Here is a 21,296-nt window from a genome sequence, read left to right on the forward strand (position 1 = left end):
TTGCGAAATAGGCTATGCCGCGCACAGCGTTAATCAGACGGCCGGACCCCCGGCCGTTTTTGATCCGACAGAAGGGATTCAGCTTTGTTGAGCTGATCACAGTCGTGCTATTGATCGGCATTTTAAGTGTCGTCGCAGTTGCACGCTTCACCGGCTCTGACGGCTTCGCTGAGTACACCTTTCAGAATCGTTTTATCAGCGCTTTGCGGAATATGCAGCAGCGAGCCATGCAGGATAACCGCAGTGGTTATTGCTACCAAATAAACCTTATAACCGGTGCAGTTAATCCAGCGTTTGGCCCACCTACCACCGACTATGCCCCAGGTAATCAAGGGGCCTCATGTGCGACGAGCATTGAACACAGTGCGCTTGCGCTGGCTACAGCGAGCGATGAAATTGCCGCTGAAAATGTACTTATCAACGCCTTTGACAGTGCCGTTGCAGCACCTGGATTTATTGGATTTGACGGTCTGGGCCGCCCATTAACTGACCTGAGTAACTGTTCGGCGGGTTGCCAGATTCAATTTGTGGGCAGTAATACGGCAAGTGTGTGCGTAGAATCTGAGGGCTATATTCATGCATGTTAGTCCCAAGACATTCGGATTCACTCTAGTGGAACTGATCGCCGGAATTGTGGTGTTTGCTATTGCATTGACGTTAGTCACGGCATTAGTTGCGTCGCAGTCGCGGCAAAGTATTGATCCGATTTGGCAAGTGCGAGCGACTGAATTAGGGCAAAGCTTACTCAACGAAATCAGCGCGAAAGCGTTTGATGAGAACTCCGATTTTGTGGGCGGCTCAACGCGCTGTAATGAGTCGACGGCCTGTACTTCGAGCAGTGCCCTAGGGCCTGATGCTGGCGAGTCAAGAGAGGATTTTGATGATGTTGACGATTTTAATGGGCTGGATGCAACAGGCGGTGCCATCACTAACTCATTGAATGAGACCCTGCAAGGGCCTGGTGGCAATCTTTATGAAGGCTTTCGGCTCCAAGTCGCGGTGTTTTACGATGATAACTTAGATGGTATCAACGATGATGATGTTAACCAGGACGGTAGCCTTGATTCTGGAACCTATGTGGGGAATCGCAAGTTAATTCAAATTCGCGTGACCACGCCCGGTGGGGATAGCATTCAATTTTCACTGTATAAGGTGAACTACTGATGACGCGGCAGCAGGGATTCACACTTATTGAGCTGATCATGACGCTGGTTGTGCTAACCATCGTTTCCATTGGTATTGCCGGCTTTGTGCGCAGCAGTGTTGGTATATTCAATGACGTAACCGAACGTGAACAACTATTGGGAGACAGTCGTTTTTTGCTTGAGCGTATGACCCGTGAATTGCGTGCGTCAGTGCCTAATAGCCTCAGAGTGCGGGGTAATAACTCTGTGCACTGCTTGCAGTTTGTACCCATTGATTACAGTACTTTTTATTTAGATGCGCCTTTATTTCCGGGCTCTGATGATGAATTAACGGTCGTTGAAATGGGGGATTTTTCTGGCAACGCATTTGTACCCGCAGTGAATAGCAGTGTCATCATTTACCCTACTCGCCCGAATCATGTTTACACCACAAGTCAGCGTCGCAGGCGCTCGGTGACCGCTTGCGAGGACGGTGGGGCTAACACTTCGTGTGCTACGTTAGATGATCCAAATAACCTTGCTGTGATCACGGTAGATAATGCTTTTCAAACCAACTCTCCCGCGGATCGTGTCTATTTTGCTAGTCGCGCGCACAACTACTGTGTACGCAGCGGCAATATGTATTTCCATCAGTCAGCAATTACTGCTAACCAGACCGTATTTAGTTCAGGTGGTGTCTTGATGGCAGAAAACATTGTTAATGTACTCTCGGCAAATCCAGCGCAGCAAAACAGTAATAGTGATGACCCCTTCCGTTTATTTGAGAGCACATTACTGGATAACGCTTATGTGCAGTTGCGTTTGCGTTTTGAGCGTAATGATGAGGTGCTAAACTATAATCATGAAATCCATGTCCTTAACGTCCCTTGATCACACAATCGCGCGACAGCGCGGCAGTATGTTGATCGTGTCATTGTTTGTGATCATCGTGCTCGCACTATTAGGTATCAGCATGACGCGCATATTAGCGGCGGCGTCGCAAACCACCATTGTCGAAATTTACGGCGTAAGGGCGCTTACCGCGGCCCAGTCAGGCGTACAATCACTATTACAACAATCGTTTCCCCTGAATGCCGCCGCGAACACATGTAATGCGACGGTTACCAGTCCGCCATCTTTCGGTGCCATAGATGGCTTTAAGGGATGTAGCTATACTGCATCTTGCGCGACAGAAACGGTGACTTTTGCTGGGCAAAATCACAACTATTATCGTTTTACCGCTAGCGGTGAGTGCAGCATTGGCAATACGATAGTCAATCGGCAAGTCGCGTTAGATGCCATGCAGGAGTTACCATGATTAGGTTGTTTCAATTGTGTTGCGCATTAACTCTAGGGTTTTTTCATAGCTATGTGATTGCTGCTGAATGCCGTGATGTGTTTCCCGATCCAGCTGCGTCATATGCTGCAAATGGCAGCATTGAGTTTTTGTATCAGGCAAAGCTTGTCGGTAGCGACGGCGTCTTAACATTCAATAACGTTACGGATTTATCGAATGGAAATGTCTCATGTGATACCCAATCATGTGTTGCCGGCCCAACCAATAGTGCCAACTTATCATTGCCAACATTTCGACCTAGCAACACCAATCTGGATGTACAGGTCAATTCCTACAGTACCGTCAATTTAGCTCAAGGTGAATACGACGATATTAACGTGGAACAAGGTGGTCAACTGAATCTTACTAGCTTGGGTGGCACCTATATCGTTGAGCACTTGCATGTTAAATATGGCAGCCAAGTCGTTCTTTCCGGTGGTACCTATTGGATCACCACATTAACGCTTGAGCAAGATGCCCGAATTATTGTCAGCGGCTCCGAGCCGGTAACACTGTTTGTACAAACTGCGCATGCCAAATATAACTCTGCGATTAATACCCAAGGCACAGCTGATCAACTAACGTTAATTAGCTATAACACCGTCACGCTGGAACAAGGCGTCCAGTTGAATGGGTTTGTATATGCTTTAAATAATATGCATATGAAGTATCAAAGCCGGGTGCTGGGTGCCGTTAATACCGCGTATTTACGCATGGAGTCTGAATCCAGAATTACCTATGCGCCCGATGATATTGAGACTGCAGACTTTGCGAATACGTGCTCGGTTTCGGTCAACCTTCCCTCGCCCATTGGCCATTGGCCGTTCGATGTTTGTTCCTTATCAGGGAATGGCAATGAATTGTTAGATGTGGTGGGTGGCAACCATGGTCAAGCATACAATGGGTCTAGCGTTGATTATGACGGTAAATACTGCCAATCAGGTGAAGTGAATGGCTTGGGTAATGTTTTTTACATCCCGCATCGTGACACTTACCATCTTGCCAATGGCAGTATATCGCTGTGGGTCAATACGCCAGATTTGTCATTCCGCAACCAGGCAAGTGCTGGTGGCATGGGGATTTTCTCCAAAGACTCCAACGGACTCGATAATGGCGGCCATTTGACCCTATGGCTCACTAGTTCTGGCGCCTTGCGTGCACGCTTACAAAACACCCAAAACAGTGTAACGCTGCAGACCGGCAATTTTATCACTGAGAATAGCTGGCATCATCTTGTGGTTACTTGGGGGGCAAATGGTTTCAGATTGTATATCGATGGTGTTCAGCGCGCGGCGCAGTCCAACTTTACTACGGGCTTAGGTTTTAACCGCGAACCGATAGTACTAGGTGCAAACGCGTGGCAAACCAGCGATCAATCTTCACCAATAAACCAATTGCGAGATTTCTACCGTGGTAGCTTGGATGACCTCAAAATATTTGATCAGCAACTGTCGGCTCAGCAGGTAACCGCGTTAACTAATCAAACCGCAGACACTTGTGTGACCTGTAGCAGTAACCCTGAATTAATGGCGCATTGGCCCATGGACCTCTGTGCGGTGGATGGCAGTGCGGGTGAAATTGTTGATTTACTGGCGACATCGCCGGGTTACACCGTTGGCAACGCAAGCCACATAAACGATGGTAAATTTTGTCAAGCGGGGCGGTTAAATGGCTCAGGTGGACATATTCACATCCCTAACACAGTAGCTATGGCGCTATCCAGTGGCAGTATATCGATGTGGATCAATACCCCTGACCTGAGTTATTCAGAGAATAATCATACTGGTGGGATGGGATTGTTTTCGCGTGACTCTACCGGTTATGACAATGGCGGACACGTCACCGGTTGGCTGACCAGCAATGGGCAAATTAATGTGCGTCATCAAAACACCAACCAAAGTTATTTTGTCTCAACCCCGCAGGGCGCAATTACTGAAAATACCTGGCACCATGTTGTCTATAGTTTCGGACCAGGTGGAATGCGCCTCTATGTTGACGGCGATCTGGTGGCGACAAATAGTCAGTTCACAGGGGGAATTACCGGGAATTCGGAGCCATTGATCATCGGCGCGACCGCCACGATTTCAGGCGATAACCAAGCCTTGCCCAATGAGCTACGCGATTTTTATAAAGGCGGTTTCGATGATGTGCGAATTTATCGCAACGCACTGTCCGCAAGCGATGTGGATAGTTTATATCGCTCCAGTGGCTATGCGTGCACCAACTGTACCGGCGACTTGCCGGTCGCATTTTATCGTTTTGAAGAACAAGAATATACTGGCCCCGGTCAGATCATTGATTCAAGTGCAAATGGTTTCGATGGCGACCCTATGGGTGGTGTTGAGCCTTTGATCCCAGACGTTCCTATTTCTTGCAGAGCATTAGAAGTCCCGCAGAATTTTAGCGTTGAGGCAGTCGATTCATTACATACCGGTATTGATATGAATCAAGTGGGCGGCCGTGGCACCATTTCATTTTGGTATCGCAGTGAGCTACCCTGGATCAATGGCAACGCACGACAATTATTTGATGCATCACGTATTGCAAATCCGCCAAATCGCGACCTACTGACTGATAAGTTCTTTTTCTTCGTATTGAAAAATGACGGGTCCATGCGCCTGGCCATGGAAGACAATACGGATCTGGACTTAATCGTTGATACCTATCGTTATGATGTGGCACCGAATCAATGGGTACATTTTGCGGTTTCTTGGGATTTGGTTAACCGTACAGCGTCTCTTCACCTCAATGGTTATGAGCAACCGGTGTTTATTACCGCGCAGGTTGTAACCAGCCAATTGGGCGATGTGGGGAATCTACATGTCGGCGACAATGGCACTGCGTATGTCATCATCCAAGGAACTGACAACTCCGCACATGGTCAATTTGATGATGTCAGGATCTACAATTTCATCCAAACTCGCGCTCAAATCTTAGCCGATATTCAAGACCGTACCGAATGTACTAGCATCGACCATTACCGTATTATTCATCCTCAGCAGGCTCTGACCTGTGATGGGGCCGATGTCACCATCCAAGCCTGTGCAAACGCAGATTGCTCACAGTTAGCCACTGAACCTAGCAATATTTCTTTGTCTCCGAATGGGTGGCAAAGCGGTAGTAACGTAACCTTTACTGGTAGTACTACCCAACGTCTTCTAAGTCCCACGGCAGGTAACGTTACGGTTGGTATCCAAAGTGCTGACCCCAGTGCTGCGGTTGAATGCGATCCTGACTGTACGATTGACTTTGTTGATGCCGGATTTGAATTTTTTAATGTTAATCAGCCAGCAAGCACTGTGTTACCAGCCGTGATCGCTGAGTCTGATCTGGGCGTTGTTGGCATCCGCGCTATCGAAAATCAAGATGGGGTCTGCTCACCACTGTTAAGTGGTACGCACAATGTGCAGTTGTCATTTGACTGTTTGTCTGCTGTAGACGCTCCCTATTCCAGCAATCAGTGTCGAGTGCCCTTCGCTGGTGTTGGGGTAGTGGGTACTGGCGCAGGGGTTAACAGTGGTACTGTACCGCTCACTTTTGACAGCAATGGTGAAGCAACACTCACCGGCTATCAGTACGCAGACGCCGGTCGTGTGGCTTTGACTGCCGCTGCCACTATTGATGGTGTCAATATTAGGTCTGGTAGTACACAGCTTGATAGCGTGCCGGCACGAATTGTTACCAGTCACTCAGCAGGTGATCCCCATGTTGCCGGCGAGAGCTTTACTTTGTCGCTAAGTGCGCTTGGGGCTAACAATGGCGTGTTGCCTAGTTATCAACCGGGCCAGTTGCAGTTTGATTTAGAGCGTTTATCACCATTAGGTTCAGCGGTAGATGGCGCTCTACGTTATGCTGATGGTGCAGAAATTAATAGCTCAACCGGGGCCGGAAACTTTGTAGATACCGCATCAATCGCGTTTACGAACGGTCAATATCAATATGCAGGAGCATACTTTGAGGAAGTGGGCACGATAGCTTTAGACGTAAGGGATTTCGCCTACTTAGGCGAGACTGTGAGTGCCGATGCTGTGCTTTTAGGCCGCTTTATTCCGGCTTATTTTGACGTTACAACCGCTAATGTGGGTCAGTTTGCAGACAGTTGCTCAGCCAATTTTACCTATGTTGGACAACCTTTTGACTTTGCATTGGGGAATGAGCCGCGCGTAGAAGTGACGGCAAAGAATGCGCTGGGGGATACCACTTCAAATTATGCGGATACCCTCTGGCGGCTTGCTCCAACGGTTAGCGCTATATCCTTTAGCGATAATACAGGCTATGCCAGCGGTCTCACCGTGGAGGACGCTGGCAATATTAATATAGCTGGAGTGAATGTTTTTGACGGTGCGGGTGCAGTAGACGTTCTCGCCAGTCGTTTCAGCTATGTTAAGACGGCACAAGTGACTGAGCCATTTGAGACAACAATCGATCTATTGTTTACCACAGAATTTCTCACTGATGCAGATGGCGTGTGTTATCAATCTAATTATCCGAATGGTTGCGAGAGCTATTCAATAAGCAGTATACAAGGGACACAACAACGCTATGGACGCTTTAGTGTAACCAATACCCATGGACCAGAAAGTGAGCAATTGATTGTTCCCGCGGCGACAGAATACTATATCTCAGGTGCGTGGCGCCTTAATATTGAGGATAGCTGTACGCCGATTAATCTCTCTCAAGCGTCTGGTGATATTACGATTACCAATGCCTCTGAAGGTGACATGGAGCATAATATTGCATCCTTGCTAAATTCAATTGTTGCGACTGGGTCCTTGTTGCAAGGCGAGTCAGGGAGCGATGACTTTGTCTTTCAGCCCGTGGTAGATAGTAATAATAATCCGTTACGGGGAAGCGTTTTGATGTCGCTTGAGCCAATTTCTGGTGCACATTGGACAGATTTCTTAAATGTCGATTGGGATCAGGATGGTGATATTGATAGCGATGATAAACCCGCGGCATTCGTAACCTTTGGGATCCCTCGCGATAATGATCGCACGATCCACTGGCGAGAACAGTTTGACTAAGTTTTTATTACCGTGAATAGCGCCTACTGCTTGCTGTTAAAGGCCTTGATTGGTAAAGTGTCAGGATTATTTTTAGCAGTATTTGAGTGGCGATCGCAGCGTCACCATTTTCAACAGGATAACGCAATTCATGTTTAAAAAGCTCCGCGGCATGTTTTCCAACGATTTGTCGATCGATCTTGGTACAGCCAATACTCTGATTTATGTCAAAGATCAGGGCATCGTTCTTAATGAGCCATCAGTAGTAGCAATTCGACAGGAACGTGCAGGTGGGCCTAAAAGCGTTGCAGCAGTAGGTGCCGAAGCGAAACAAATGTTAGGCCGCACGCCGGGTAACATTCGAGCCATACGTCCCATGAAAGACGGCGTAATCGCCGATTTTTATGTTACCGAAAAAATGTTGCAGCACTTTATCAAGCAAGTGCATGACAATAATTTTCTGCGTCCAAGTCCACGCGTATTAGTTTGTGTTCCCTGTGGCTCAACCCAAGTTGAACGTCGCGCAATTCGTGAATCAGCGCTAGGTGCAGGGGCGCGTGAAGTCTTCTTGATTGATGAACCCATGGCCGCCGCTATCGGTTCAGGTTTGCCAGTGAGTGAGGCGACCGGCTCTATGGTGGTTGACATTGGTGGGGGGACGACAGAAGTCGCCATTATTTCATTAAACGGTGTGGTGTATTCGTCATCAGTGCGAATCGGTGGTGATAAATTCGATGAAGCGATTATTAATTACATCCGTCGTAATTTTGGTTCACTCATTGGTGAGGCAACTGCAGAACGCATCAAGCACGAAATAGGCGCTGCCTATCCGGGTGAAGAGGTGCGCGAAATTGAAGTCCGCGGTCGCAATCTAGCCGAGGGTGTACCGCGCGGTTTCACCTTAAACAGCAATGAAATTCTAGAAGCGTTGCAAGAGCCATTAACCGGAATCGTTTCAGCTGTTATGGTTGCATTAGAACAATCGCCGCCGGAGTTGGCATCTGACATTTCTGAGCGCGGTATGGTGTTAACCGGTGGTGGAGCGTTACTGAAAGATCTTGATCGTTTGTTAATGGAAGAAACTGGTATTCCTGTGGTCATCGCGGACGATCCGTTAACTTGTGTTGCACGCGGTGGCGGTAAAGCGTTTGATATGATTGATCTACACGGTGGCGACCTGTTCAGTTACGAACAGTGATCGTTGCTGCGGCAGATTAACCTGCCGCTTGCGAGTGTGTAATGGAAACGATTTTTACGCGAGGCCCATCTTTAAACAATCGTCTGGCGATTGCTTTGGTGATGTCACTCGCGTTAATTGTGGCTGACCACAAATTCGATAGTTTCAATTCCGCTCGCGGGTATCTTAATTCTCTACTTAGTCCACTTCAGTACATTGCTAACTTACCCGGCGCCATGCTCAATTGGAGCGCAGAGCGAGTCACATCGCAACAGCAACTCATAGCAGAGAACGAATTCTTGACCAATCAATTGTTGTTAATGAGTGAGCAGCTGCAACGCTTTCAATTAATTAAAAGTGAGAATGATAAACTGCGCGCTTTGCTTGATGCTCCGCTGCGCCAAGATATGCGTAAAACCGTTGCGGAATTAATGGCAGTTGATAATAACCCTTTCAGCCATCAAGTGGTTATCAATAAAGGTGCGACAGATGGTGTTTATATTTCACAATCTGTGCTGGATGATAGGGGTATTGTTGGCCAAGTTATAGAGGTTGGATCAACTACCAGCCGAGTACTATTGATCACCGATGTTACTCACGCCATTCCCGTGCGCTCACAGCGCAACAGCATTCAATTTATTGTAGTTGGCAGTGGCGCTCTAGACGAAGTGTATTTAGAGCACGTAGCCCACAGTGTGGATGTAAAAGTCGGTGATGTTTTGATGTCATCGGGCCTCGGCGATGTCTTTCCTGAGGGTTACCCCGTCGCGCGCGTGACCAATGTACTGCGTGATGAAACGCGCCCATTTGCTAGTATCAGTGCGCAACCTTTGGCACAGTTAGACCGCTTAAAACACTTGATGCTGTTGTGGCCAGAAGCCGAAGTACCTGACAGTGAGACTAATTCAGACACCAATGCAATCCAAGTGAGTCGGGCCTATGACTAGTCGTCGTTACAGCGTTATCGTAACGAGTTTATTGATTGCCTTGGTGTTACAAATCATGCCAATGCCGATCCAGGCCGACTTGTATCGACCTGATTGGGTATTGTTAGTATTGGCGTATTGGACCATGGCATTACCGAGTCGGGTTAATGTTGGCGTCGCGTTTATTTGTGGACTCGCGATGGACATTTTGTTGGGTACTGCACTTGGCACTCATAGTTTTGCTTTAAGTCTGGCCATCTACGTGCTCGCAGCGAATTATCAGCGGCTACGCAACTATTCGGTCTGGCAACAAGCCATTGTGGTTGGCTTACTAGGCGCTCTTTATCATCTGGTCTTATTTTGGTTGCAACACCTACTCACTAGCATCTATTTCCAATTTGATTACTTATGGCCAGTATTATCGTCGATGTTAATTTGGCCTTGGGTATTTTGGTTGTTGCGCCGCACACGCCGTAACTTTAAGGTATCTTAAGATGCCAAAGTTAATCCTCGCATCTCAATCGCCGCGTAGAAAAGCGTTATTGAGCCAAATGGGCTATCGTTTTGATGTGGAGATAGCAGACATCGATGAAACCCCAAAGACGCAAGAAACTCCCATACAGTTGGTTACCCGCTTAGCTATGGAGAAGGCACTAGCTGTGCGCGCAAAGTGTCCGCAAGATATTATTGGCGATACTGTAGTGTTGGCGGCTGATACGATAGTTGTTAGTCAACTGTGTATACTGGGTAAACCCAGTGGTTTCGACGATTTTCAGGCAATGATGCGAATGCTAAGTGGAACTACACATCAGGTTATGACAGCAATTGCCGTGGCTTCTCAGCAGCAACAAGAAGTACAGCAGGTGACTACAGAGGTGACATTTTGCGATCTGAACGAAGAGGATATCAACGCTTATTGGGCGACCCAGGAACCTATTGATAAGGCAGGTGGGTATGGTATTCAAGGTATTGGTGGGCAGTTTGTGAGCAAGATTAATGGTAGTTATAGCGCAGTGGTTGGATTGCCAATGGTAGAAACTCGTGAGCTACTGTCACGATTTGGAGTGGAGCGATGAGCGCTGAATTATTGATCAATGTTACGCCGTCAGAGTCTCGTGTAGCCCTCATTGAGAATGGAATTCTCCAAGAGATCCATGTTGAGCGTCATACTAAGCGCGGCATCGTCGGTAATATCTATCGTGGGAAAGTTAGTCGGGTTTTACCTGGCATGCAAGCGGCCTTTGTTGATATTGGATTTGAAAAAGCGGCCTTTTTACACGCCTCGGATATTGTTATTCACAATGAAATTGTGGGTGAGGTGTCGACCAGTGAAATCACCAAAAAAGATATCCGCGAATTAGTTCGCGACGGTCAAGATATTGTGGTTCAGGTGGTTAAAGATCCCATCGGAACTAAAGGTGCGCGACTAACCACAGATATTACAATCCCCTCACGTTATCTGGTATTCATGCCAAGCGTCACGCACGTTGGAGTTTCCCAGCGGATCGAAGATGAGCAAGAGCGTGAGCGTCTTAAGCAACTGGTCGAGGGCTTCTGTGACGAAGACGGTGGATTTATTTTGCGCACCGCGGCTGAGGGGGTGGGCGAGAGAGAGTTAGTGCAGGATGCCGAATTCCTGCGCCGGTTATGGTCGAAAATCCAACAACGCATGAAGCGCAAAAAGTCTCATGTGTTATACGAAGACTTACCTTTGGCGCGACGCGTGTTGCGTGATTTTGTGGGCACTGAAATTGATCGTATTCGAATTGATTCAAACTTGAGTTTTCAAGAGTTAAACAGTTTTACTCGCGAATACGTCCCAGAGCTCAACAAGAAATTAGAATACTATCAAGGTGAGCGCCCAATATTTGATTTGTATGACGTAGAGAATGAAACGCAGCGTGCCCTTGAGCGGCGAGTAGATCTGAAAAGTGGCGGTTACCTGATCATTGATCAAACCGAGGCGATGACTACCATCGATATTAATACTGGGGCTTTTGTTGGCCATCGTAATCTTGAAGAGACCATCTTTAATACAAATATAGAAGCAACTCAGGCCATTGCGCGACAGCTCCGTTTACGTAATTTGGGCGGCATGATCCTTATTGACTTTATCGATATGGTTGAACCTGATCACAAACGCAGGGTCTTACACAGTCTAGAGGTCGCAACAAGTAAGGACCGCGCAAAAAGCAATATTCATGGGTTTACTGCGCTTGGACTTATTGAAATGACGCGTAAGCGCACTCGCGAAAGCTTAGAGCATGTATTGTGTGGTGAATGTCCGGTTTGTAAAGGGCGTGGTTCAATCAAGACTGTTGAGACTACCTGTTTTGAAATTATGCGTGAAATAGTGCGGGTCAATCGCGCTTACGATGCTGATAAATTTGTGGTCTATGCCGCGCCAGCCGTTGCCGATGCACTAATGGGAGAAGAGTCTCACATGTTAGCTGAGTTGGAAGTGTTTGTGTCGCGTCAGATCACTGTGCAGGCTGAACCACTGTATAACCAAGACAATTTTGATGTGGTCATGATGTGAGCAACGTTCGTCAATACCTCGCTTACGGAATACGCAAATTATGGACGTTACTGGCATTTGTTTTGGTACTCTCGGCAGTTATCATATCACTGTTGCGTTTTTCTTTACCTTACCTAGACAAGAATAAACATCTGGTTGAAGACTACATTAGTCAAACCTACAAGGCCGATCTAAGCATCGGTTCAATCTCTGCAGTATGGGCGAATCATGGGCCCAGTTTAGTCCTTAATGATGTGATTCTACTCGATGCCGATACCAACGCATTGGAACTATCCATCGGTCGAATTTATGTTGAAGTTAATTTTTGGCAATCCTTAACCGAGTTGAGTATCAAATCAAACCAGTTTGAGCTTAATCAAGCATCATTGATATTCAATACCCATTTGCTCACCCAAATACAGACCAATGAAGACAACATTGTTGATGTTGTTAGCAATTTATTTTTAGAGCGGTTGCAGCGCTTTTCAATAACAGATTCGTGGCTAACCATTAACACCGAAGCGAACAGCCAAAGCTATTCGTTAAGTTCGGTTAACTGGACAAACAGTGGCGATAGACACCAAGCAGTCGGGCAGATGAGTGTGGCCGAGTTGGCTAAAAACTCGGCCAGTTTTATTCTTGATTTAAGCGGCGACTCGCGCAATCTTGCTGGAACGCTCTACGCCAGGGGCATCGACCTGGATTTGTCCCCCTGGTTTAATGAATTCACCAACGAACAACAAACGTTGTTACAAAGCCGAGGTAATTTCGCGCTATGGGTAGGCATCGAAGACGCGCGCGTGCGGGATGTTCAAGTTGAATTACAACCGAGTCAATTTGAATGGCGCTCGCAGGCCGACGCAGCATTAATTACTCGCATAGAAAGCGGTAGCATATTTGCTGTGCCTGAGAATCAGGGGTGGAATTTTACCGTTTCAGATCTGATTTTGGCGGCGAATGATAAAGCCATGAACACGAGCTTTGCTGGCCGATTCTTACCTGCTGGCATGTTACACGTCGCGGCACTGAACGATATTCAACTTGCGCCATTAGTCGAATTAGTACCGTTATTTACCAACAGTGATGCGAGTGAACAATGGCAGGCAATTGCTCCGACTGGGTTGTTAACCGACTTTCAATTATTGCAGCGCCCTCAAGGTACGTCGGTATTGGCATCAGCGACACAACTTTCATGGCAGGCTAACGGTGTATTGCCCGGTCTTGACAACTTAAATGCCGATTTTCATTGGTACAAAGATCAGGGGCGCATTCGACTCAATACAGCGAACGCCAATTTGGATTCGGGTGAACTGCTGGATGAAGCGGTTGCGATTGCCGCGCTAAACGCTAGTGTTTATGTCTATCAACAGCCAGATTTAACATCAGCTACTGAAAGCTGGTATGTCACCTCTAACGATATTTCTTTCGCCAGTAATCGCGTTGAGTTTACCCAACAATTTAGTTATCGCGCGGCAGATGAACATTTATTGTTGTCCATGCAAGTCGCCGAATTGCCGGTTACCCAAGTTCCGGCGTTGTTTCCAGAATATTACATGGGGTCAGACACTAAAAACTATTTAACCCGCGCGCTAAAAAATCAGCCGGTAGATAGCAATGCAACGGTCAATAACGCGACAATTTTATGGCAAGGACGGGCAGCGCATTTTCCGTTCGACGGCACTAATGGCGTATTTCAAGCTGGGGTTGCGATTTCCAATGCAGAATTTGTGTTTTCGGAACAATGGCCTGCACTCACTGAGCTCGACATTGATTTACTGTTTGAGAATGATACGTTAACGATGCGAGCGCAAAAAACGCGTTTGCAGGACATTGAATTAACTGATTTGGTTGCGACTATTCCCAGTTTATCAGCAGCCACTCAACTGCAAATTAGTGCAGCGGCCTCTGGGTCAGGAAAACAACTTGCTAGTTTAATGCAAGCCAGCCAACTCGCTGATAGCTTAGGTAGCTTATTCTCTTCTGAACTGCTTATCCGCGGCGATTTAGCCACGGAACTTGCATTGTCTATCCCACTTGGCGATGGCACGGTCCGAGCATCTGGGCTGGTTAAGCTTAGTGATAATCAAGTGCGCTTTCCTAGTGTAAACCTCGCGTTAGAGGATGTGAGCGGAGAAGTCACCTTCATCAATGATAAGGTCAGTATTGATGATTTGTCGGCGCGTTTGTTTGCCCAACCCATTGCAGTCGCCCTGCGCGGGCAAGAAGAATCCGCTGGCTATCGCGCCAATGTGAGTTTGCAAGGGCAATGGTCTTTGGATGAGCTTATCGATAGATATGCCAGCTCATTGCAGCCCTATGCGCAAGGCACATCCCAAGTTGGCGCACAATTAGAGCTCATTACCCAAGCAGATGATTTTAGTTACGACTTACGAATTGAAAGCCAATTTAGTGCCGACGCGATCCGTTTGCCGGCACCGTTGGCAGACCAACCTACAGAAAGCCTGATTGTCACTGCCAGTGGAAATAGCCAAGCTTCAGTTATTGCGGCCAAAACCAATAATGCGGTGTATTTTGATGGAGTGCTACCGCACCGAGAGAAAACCTTTTCCCGCGCGCACATCAGCGTTGGCGATGAAGTGGCATTGAGTCGTGGTGTTGGTTTTAGTATAGCCGCAGATGTAGACCGCTTCGATGTGCTGGGCTGGGTTGGATTCGTACAATCGCTCAAGAATAATGCTGGAATTGGAGATGCTACCTTACTCGGTGTGCCAGAGCGTGTCTTTATTGATACGCAGCAGTTGTTAGTCGGTGAAACCACCATTGATGCAGCTTCGGTGAAAGTGAAGCAGCGTGATGATGATTGGACACTGGATATTACCGGCAAGCAAATCGAAGCAAACGTCTATATTGATGATGATTGGTGGCAAAATGGAGTGCAAATAGACGCGAATTATTTACGCATGGAAAGTATTCGCCTCGCTGATTCCCAAGGACCAGAATGGTTGCCGAACCAAATCCCTCCGTTCAAGCTGCGTTGTGCTGCTTGTCAGATAGGCCGTTTCGACTTAGGTAAGGTAGCTATTGATGGACGCCAGGTGGATGATCGTTATGTCTTTGAAAATATTAGCTTCATTAGTCAATCTGGCCAGCTTGATGCAACTGCGGAATGGTCGCTAGATGCGCAACAGCAGTCACAAAGTGTTCTTAATGGTGTATTGACCAGTAGTGATTTTGGTGAGCTCTTAAGCCAAACTGGATTTGATAGCGGTATCAATGATTCAGAGGCTGAATTTGATGTCAATTTGCAATGGCAAGGAACGCCTTGGAATGTTGATCGTGCCACGCTAGGCGGTGAAGTTAATTGGGAATTAACAGATGGCTATATCACTGAAATTAGTGACCAAGGCTCGCGTATTTTCACCCTGTTTAGTTTGAATTCGTTGGTTCGCAAACTTAGTCTCGATTTTCGTGACGTCTTTTCCCAAGGCTTTTTCTATGATGACATAAAAGGCACGATGCAGATTGCCAATGGAAGAGCTTCAACAGAAGACACCGTTGTGGATGGTGGTGCTGGTGAAATTACTATCAATGGGTATTCAGACCTGGTCGAAAATCGTCTGAACTATCGTGTCTCGTTTACCCCGAATGTGACGGGTAACCTACCCATTTTGATGTATTTTATGGTCAATCCACCAACTGCTCTTGCGGCGCTTGCTCTCGATCAGATGCTCACTTCTGCTAAGGTAATATCAAACGTGAACTACTCAGTAACAGGTACCTTTGATGAACCTAAAGTGCAGGAAATTGGACGCGACAGCACAGAGGTAGAGTTGCCCGCACGTAATCCATCCACGCCCGCTAAACCAAACAATGATGAACTCAGCGTCCCCGAGCCAGTGTCAATCCAAACTGGAGAATTAGATGGCTAAAATCGCGGCTATTCAACTCGTTTCAACACCGAGCATCGAGGATAATTTTTCACGCGTCGATGGCCTGCTGTCTGAGCACGATTGTGATGAACCACGGTTGGTAATACTGCCGGAATGTTTTGCCAGTTTTGGTGGGCGCGACAGTGACCTTTTCGCATTAGCAAAAACGCAAGGTGATGTAATTATTGAACGATTACAAGCATTAGCCCAGCAGCACAAATGCTGGCTAGTTGCTGGTACAATTCCACTACTCAGCCAAGACCAACAAAGGTTCCGTGCAGCTTGTTTGTGTATTGATGCCGATGGTGTGGTGCAAGCACGCTATGACAAGATCCACCTGTTCGATGTACAAGTCGATGATTCTACCGGTAGTTATTTAGAGTCACGTTACACTGAGCCGGGGGATACGGTCGTTACTCTTCCGACGCCTTTTGGCACGGTGGGCCTTGCGGTCTGTTATGATGTTCGCTTCGCCGGGCTGTTTCAGGCCATGCAAGGTGTCGACATTATTACTTTGCCAAGCGCATTTACTCAGAAAACCGGTGCAGCGCACTGGCATGCGCTATTGCAAGCGCGCAGTATAGAAATGCAGTGTTATTTAGTTGGAGCTAATCAAGGTGGTATTCATGCCAACGGTCGAGAGACGTTTGGCAATAGTGTTATTTACTCGCCGTGGGGCGACAACCTTGCAATGCTGGAGAAGGGTGAGGGCTATATTTCTGCATCGCCAGATCTAGCGAAACTCGCGTCTATTCGTCAATCAATGCCAGTCCAAGCGCACACAAAATTTAGGAGTACCTTCGTTGAATCACGTTGAAGAAAGCTTGTTGCATCAATCCGGTCTTACATCCACTGATCTTGATCGTGCACTCGGCACAATATTGACGCACCAGAATGATTTTGCTGACCTGTATTTTCAATCTAGCCAACATGAGAGTTGGGTTCTTGAAGATGGCATTATTAAAGATGGCAGCTATAACATTGAACGAGGTGTTGGGGTTCGCGCGGTTAGTGGAGAAAAAACTGGCTTTGCATATAGTGATGCGTTATCTACTGAGGCACTGATGACGGCAAGTAAAGCTGCTAGAAGTATTGCCGCAGCCGGAGGCAGCACAAAAAGCTGTATATCGACACCACAAGTCCATACACCACTGTATAGTTCAGACAATCCTTTAACTGGTTTAGCCGAGCAAGAAAAGATCGCGCTGCTGCGCGCTGTTGATCATTACGTACGTCAACAGCAACCCGATGTGGCCCAAGTGATTGTGAGCTTAACCGGTGTCTATGAAGAAGTATTAGTTGTGGCCAGTGATGGAACCTATAGTACCGACCAACGCCCGCTGATTAGATTGAACTGCTCAGTGCTACTCGAGCAGGATGGTCGGCGTGAGCGCGGTGCCGCAGGAATGGGCGGCAGGTATTCATATGCACTGCTTTCAGAGTTAGTGGATGGCAAGCCGAAATATCAGAAATTAGCTGACGATGCCTTACACATGGCGCGGGTGAATTTGCGCGCGGTTGCCGCCCCTGCGGGTACTATGCCGGTCGTTCTCGGCAGTGGTTGGCCTGGTGTACTCTTGCATGAAGCGGTGGGTCATGGACTAGAGGGTGATTTTAACCGCAAGGGTGCATCTACCTTCAGTGGGCGCATCGGTGAGCGCGTAGCAGCGCCAGGTGTTACCGTGATTGACAATGGCACATTGGAGAATCGACGCGGTTCATTATCTATTGATGATGAAGGCACTCAGTCACAAGAAAACGTGTTAATTGAAGACGGTATTCTTAAAGGGTACATGCAAGACAAACTTAATGCACGTTTGATGGGGGTTAGCCCAACGGGTAATGGACGCAGAGAATCATACGCACATCTACCCATGCCGCGCATGACCAATACCTATATGCTTGGCGGTGAATACCAACCAGAAGAAATTATTGCTTCTATCGAGAAAGGCATTTACGCGCCTAATTTTGGTGGTGGGCAAGTAGACATTACTTCAGGTAAATTTGTTTTCTCAACATCTGAGGCTTACCTTATCGAGAACGGCAAATTAACCCAACCAATTAAAGGCGCAACGTTAATTGGCAACGGCCCAGAAGTTATGCAAAAGATTTCCATGATCGGAAATGATTCGCGGCTTGACGATGGTGTTGGTGTTTGTGGTAAAGATGGGCAGAGCGTGCCAGTTGGCGTCGGTCAGCCGACTTTGAAAATAGATGAGTTAACGGTGGGTGGCACGGCCTAACGACTATTTTAAATAGTCAGTAGCTCGCGACCAGGCGAGCTACTGTAACGTGAGCCTAAAGTAGTCTCACAATAATTGAAAGTGCCGACTCCACTCCACTGGGTGATGTAACAGTTGTGCTAACTACGGCATCAATTGGGTCATCTGTACTAGCCAGATCATTGGTCAGAACAAAATTCATCGTTGCACCACCGGCGCGATTGTTTTTGTTTATCTGGCGCGTAATCTGGCCTGCCAGTGAGCCTGCTGAGGTTGTAATGTCTATATTCGTATCTGAAGGCATGGTTTGACCTGCCGTATCTTGGATCAACAAATCTAACGCAACACTCTCACCGCGGTTTAATGTCCAAACCGGTCCACTACTAGGGTTGTTACTATTATTCGCTAGCTCTACGCCATCTTGTAGAATGCTCAGCTCTGCGCGAGATGAAGCCATAATCATGACCAATGCACGGCGCACATGTAATCCGCTGGCGCCACAGGTACTCCCTTGACATTGCGGTCCGTCGAACAAGTTGTTGGCTGCGCTGAATGCGCCCGAGCTATCGTAATCCAAAAAAGTCTCAACAGGATCATGGATATTATTCTCATTGTCGTCACGCCACGCTTCAGACATATCAGCAAAGCCGGTAACGGTTGATGAGGTTACTTGTAGACCACTATCACCACCAAGATCAAGCGCTCCACCGTCAGCATCGTCGTACACATTATTACCATTACTGTCATAAAGGGTTTCATGACCGATTGCCGTGGCCAAAACAGTGATGCGGTGATCGTCAACACGTGGTTCAGCACTAGTCCAATCAACTTCACAACGGCCATTGAGCGTGGTACAGCTTGGCTGGATCTGTCCGCCTTCGGTAGTAAATGACACTACCGTGCCATCAGGCACGGGGTTATTGAAGGCATCAGCTAGAAACGCAGTTATACTTACTGTTTGACCATCAATACTTGCGGCCTCTGGATTCGGGTTGCTGCTAGACAGTGAGAAACTATTTTGGTCAGGAAGCCCCGTATTTACTGACAGCAAATCAGATTGGGTGGTTATCTCAGTATCGTTGACGCCGGTTATACTGGCAAGCACTCGCACCGCTGTGGGTACACTGCCTGCGGTAACACGAGTACTGACTTGTCCTTGTGAGTTGGTAATCCCCGTCGCTGGCGCGATCGTTAGACCACCAACATTAGTGCTGAGTTCGAAAGAAACCAGTTGCTGGGCCAGTGGATTGCCTAACTCACCATTTACTTGAAAGGTGACTGTTGAGACCGATTCACTGCCCAGGCCCCCGGTACCTTGAAGAACTATGGAGCTCGGTTCAGCACTAACAAAAAGAATAGAGCCAACATTTTCAGCCAACAACTCGATAGAACGTGAAACCGTTAAAGGGGTATTGTTCACTTGGACTGTCGCAGTAATAATGTCATCGTTGCCGGTGCCGCCGGCGCAGTTAATATCTTCATAGGTAGAACTTGCTCGTCCATTGACGGTAGCAACGTTTTCATCGAGCGATGCGCGTCCCTCTAGGGTGCAGCTGGAAGCAAAGGTAATAGGGGTGCTGCCCACAATTGGATTGCCTTCGCTGTCGGCCAATCCAACCAAAAGACCAAGTGTAGCGCCGGCACCAATCACCACATCTTGTTCACTGCCAACGCCATTGACGCCTAAGACACCCTCTATAAAGGTATCACCATCAAAGTAACCGATGCGTACCACTTCTTCTTCCACTGCATCGACTGATTGTACTTCGTAGTTTAGGGTGTCTACCAACGGTGTGTTGCTATCATCAAGGGCGCTAACAGACGCGATCCCTGCACCAATAGAGGTCTCTTCGCCACGCACTATGACTTCAGCTATACCTTGTTGATTGGTAAGCGCGTCGGTTACCGGCAAATCTCCACGCGTGACGCTAAAAGAAACAATTTCATCGGCTATCGGATTATTATTTCCATCCATTAATGTAGCGATTAAACGCACTTGCTGATTAGCTTTGAACCGCAGCGTATTTTCACCGCTCTGATTAAGCATATTCAAGGTAATACTTGGCTCAGCAGGAGCTGGCACAGCATCAGCAAGAGTAAACTCAATGCTCGCTTCGGCTTGCAGATTGTTGTAGTTGGCGGTCACCGTAGATGCGCCAATCACGCCATTTTCTGCACTAATTGCAACCCGCGCTATACCATTACTATCAGTGAGTTTTGACGCTACATCTAAGATGCCAATACCGCTACTGAAGGCGACAATCGCATTACTTGTTGGCGAACCATCGGTCGTTAGTGTGGCTTCAATGCAGGCATTCTCGTTACTTTTAAAACTATTTTCTGTAACTGGCTGACAGTCTGCATCGAGCACACTCAGTGCCAAAACAACCACGGGATCGGGTGTAGGCGATGGTTCTTCGTTTTCACCAGAGGAGCCGTTGCAGGCGATGATGAAAAGACTTAATAAGCTGATTAAAAAGTAACGGTAAGGGTTCATATTATTGCTCTTGTATTGACTCTTTAAGATACTTAAATATTTCGCGCGCTGCTGCGGGGGGCTTTTGCTGCGCGATTTCTTTACTAGCCTTGCGTTGTAATTGACGTAATTTTTGACGCTCTAACTCAGGATGCTTATCAACCGCAGCGTTAATGGCATCATCGCCCTGACAGACAATACTATCGCGCAAGGTTTCAAGATAGTGAAAATGCGCGTTTGCCAACTGATGTTTACTGGTCAGTAAAGCGACGGCTTTTTCAATCGGAGTGGTATCGCGAGCGCGCATTAGCTTGCCTAAAAACTGGATTTGGCGACGAAACCCATCTTTCTTCCGATTAATCTTGCGAGCGAGTTGTATACTCTCAGCCAGTTCATCATCCAGCGGCATTTTGGCTAAATGAGCATCACTCATATCCACAAGCGTTAACGCAAGCTTTTGTTTTTCTTCGGCTTCACGTTTTAATTGAGACTTACTTTTCTCTTCTGTCTCTTGCCATCCATCTTCGGCAAACCAGTCATCATTGGGATCAAAGTTTGAAGCAGTCATTTGCTACTCTTTAATGCTACACTTGGTTCGATTGTAACGTGGTGAAACGCCAGTGG

15 protein-coding genes are annotated in these 21,296 nt (G+C 47.4%); 13 read left to right on the forward strand and 2 right to left on the reverse strand.

The window, feature by feature from the left end; all coding sequences use genetic code 11:
- Nucleotides 1-59 precede the first annotated feature (59 nt).
- From CSH92_RS11200 to tldD, 13 genes are all read left to right on the forward strand, one after another.
- Nucleotides 60-587 carry a pilus assembly FimT family protein gene (locus tag CSH92_RS11200; RefSeq protein WP_240612796.1) on the forward strand — a complete coding sequence of 176 codons (528 nt, stop codon included), beginning with the start codon at nt 60-62 and terminating at the stop codon, nt 585-587.
- The gene (locus tag CSH92_RS11205; RefSeq protein WP_100657723.1) at nt 577-1,164 is read left to right on the forward strand and encodes a type IV pilus modification PilV family protein; all 588 of its coding nucleotides are present in this window, start codon (nt 577-579) and stop codon (nt 1,162-1,164) included. The genes CSH92_RS11200 and CSH92_RS11205 overlap by 11 nt, the downstream gene beginning before the upstream one ends.
- On the forward strand, nt 1,164-2,015 hold the full coding sequence (locus CSH92_RS11210; RefSeq protein ID WP_100657724.1) for a type II secretion system protein: 852 nt from the start codon (nt 1,164-1,166) through the stop codon (nt 2,013-2,015). The genes CSH92_RS11205 and CSH92_RS11210 overlap by 1 nt, the downstream gene beginning before the upstream one ends.
- Entirely contained in the window at nt 1,996-2,442 is a 447-nt protein-coding gene (locus CSH92_RS11215; RefSeq protein WP_100657725.1) for a type II secretory pathway protein, read from the forward strand. Before CSH92_RS11210 ends, CSH92_RS11215 begins: the two co-directional genes overlap by 20 nt.
- Nucleotides 2,439-7,484 (forward strand): laminin G domain-containing protein, encoded by a 5,046-nt coding sequence (locus CSH92_RS11220; RefSeq protein WP_100657726.1) that lies wholly within the window; start codon nt 2,439-2,441, stop codon nt 7,482-7,484. The genes CSH92_RS11215 and CSH92_RS11220 overlap by 4 nt, the downstream gene beginning before the upstream one ends.
- 130 nt (nt 7,485-7,614) lie before the next feature.
- The gene (locus CSH92_RS11225; RefSeq protein WP_100643543.1) at nt 7,615-8,661 is read left to right on the forward strand and encodes a rod shape-determining protein; all 1,047 of its coding nucleotides are present in this window, start codon (nt 7,615-7,617) and stop codon (nt 8,659-8,661) included.
- 41 nt (nt 8,662-8,702) lie between these two features.
- Nucleotides 8,703-9,587 carry a rod shape-determining protein MreC gene (mreC, locus tag CSH92_RS11230; RefSeq protein WP_100657727.1) on the forward strand — a complete coding sequence of 295 codons (885 nt, stop codon included), beginning with the start codon at nt 8,703-8,705 and terminating at the stop codon, nt 9,585-9,587.
- Nucleotides 9,580-10,059 (forward strand): rod shape-determining protein MreD, encoded by a 480-nt coding sequence (mreD, locus tag CSH92_RS11235; protein WP_100657728.1) that lies wholly within the window; start codon nt 9,580-9,582, stop codon nt 10,057-10,059. The genes mreC and mreD overlap by 8 nt, the downstream gene beginning before the upstream one ends.
- A gap of 1 nt (nt 10,060) precedes the next feature.
- Nucleotides 10,061-10,642 carry a Maf family protein gene (locus CSH92_RS11240; protein WP_100657729.1) on the forward strand — a complete coding sequence of 194 codons (582 nt, stop codon included), beginning with the start codon at nt 10,061-10,063 and terminating at the stop codon, nt 10,640-10,642.
- A complete protein-coding gene (rng, locus tag CSH92_RS11245; RefSeq protein ID WP_100657730.1) occupies nt 10,639-12,105 on the forward strand; it encodes a ribonuclease G in 1,467 nt (488 codons plus the stop codon). The genes CSH92_RS11240 and rng overlap by 4 nt, the downstream gene beginning before the upstream one ends.
- Nucleotides 12,102-15,974, forward strand: coding sequence for a YhdP family protein (locus tag CSH92_RS11250; RefSeq protein WP_100657731.1), 3,873 nt, complete (start codon nt 12,102-12,104; stop codon nt 15,972-15,974). Before rng ends, CSH92_RS11250 begins: the two co-directional genes overlap by 4 nt.
- On the forward strand, nt 15,967-16,791 hold the full coding sequence (locus CSH92_RS11255) for a carbon-nitrogen hydrolase family protein (RefSeq protein WP_100657732.1): 825 nt from the start codon (nt 15,967-15,969) through the stop codon (nt 16,789-16,791). The genes CSH92_RS11250 and CSH92_RS11255 overlap by 8 nt, the downstream gene beginning before the upstream one ends.
- Nucleotides 16,778-18,217: a metalloprotease TldD gene (tldD, locus tag CSH92_RS11260; RefSeq protein WP_100657733.1), complete on the forward strand. Its 1,440-nt coding sequence runs from the start codon at nt 16,778-16,780 to the stop codon at nt 18,215-18,217. Before CSH92_RS11255 ends, tldD begins: the two co-directional genes overlap by 14 nt.
- Nucleotides 18,218-18,272: 55 nt before the next feature.
- On the opposite strand, the gene CSH92_RS11265 is transcribed toward tldD, so the two are convergent.
- Together CSH92_RS11265 and yjgA are read right to left on the reverse strand one after the other, a co-directional pair.
- Entirely contained in the window at nt 18,273-20,693 is a 2,421-nt protein-coding gene (locus CSH92_RS11265; RefSeq protein WP_100657734.1) for an Ig-like domain-containing protein, read from the reverse strand.
- A gap of 1 nt (nt 20,694) precedes the next feature.
- A complete protein-coding gene (yjgA, locus tag CSH92_RS11270) occupies nt 20,695-21,240 on the reverse strand; it encodes a ribosome biogenesis factor YjgA (RefSeq protein ID WP_100657735.1) in 546 nt (181 codons plus the stop codon).
- Nucleotides 21,241-21,296 lie beyond the last annotated feature (56 nt).

Origin of the sequence: Neoalteromonas flava, assembly GCF_002807685.1 — a bacterium.
GTDB lineage: Bacteria > Pseudomonadota > Gammaproteobacteria > Enterobacterales > Alteromonadaceae > Alteromonas_E > Alteromonas_E flava.

Excerpts from the sequence above, each read along its gene's own strand:
- CSH92_RS11225 (WP_100643543.1), top strand. The coding sequence starts at position 7,615 with ATGTTTAAAAAGCTCCGCGGCATGTTTTCCAACGATTTGTCGATCGAT.
- mreD (WP_100657728.1), top strand. The coding sequence starts at position 9,580 with ATGACTAGTCGTCGTTACAGCGTTATCGTAACGAGTTTATTGATTGCC.
- CSH92_RS11205 (WP_100657723.1), top strand. The coding sequence starts at position 577 with ATGCATGTTAGTCCCAAGACATTCGGATTCACTCTAGTGGAACTGATC.
- yjgA (WP_100657735.1), bottom strand. The coding sequence starts at position 21,240 with ATGACTGCTTCAAACTTTGATCCCAATGATGACTGGTTTGCCGAAGAT.
- CSH92_RS11220 (WP_100657726.1), top strand. The coding sequence starts at position 2,439 with ATGATTAGGTTGTTTCAATTGTGTTGCGCATTAACTCTAGGGTTTTTT.
- CSH92_RS11240 (WP_100657729.1), top strand. The coding sequence starts at position 10,061 with ATGCCAAAGTTAATCCTCGCATCTCAATCGCCGCGTAGAAAAGCGTTA.
- mreC (WP_100657727.1), top strand. The coding sequence starts at position 8,703 with ATGGAAACGATTTTTACGCGAGGCCCATCTTTAAACAATCGTCTGGCG.
- CSH92_RS11215 (WP_100657725.1), top strand. The coding sequence starts at position 1,996 with ATGTCCTTAACGTCCCTTGATCACACAATCGCGCGACAGCGCGGCAGT.
- CSH92_RS11265 (WP_100657734.1), bottom strand. The coding sequence starts at position 20,693 with ATGAACCCTTACCGTTACTTTTTAATCAGCTTATTAAGTCTTTTCATC.
- rng (WP_100657730.1), top strand. The coding sequence starts at position 10,639 with ATGAGCGCTGAATTATTGATCAATGTTACGCCGTCAGAGTCTCGTGTA.
- CSH92_RS11210 (WP_100657724.1), top strand. The coding sequence starts at position 1,164 with ATGACGCGGCAGCAGGGATTCACACTTATTGAGCTGATCATGACGCTG.
- CSH92_RS11255 (WP_100657732.1), top strand. The coding sequence starts at position 15,967 with ATGGCTAAAATCGCGGCTATTCAACTCGTTTCAACACCGAGCATCGAG.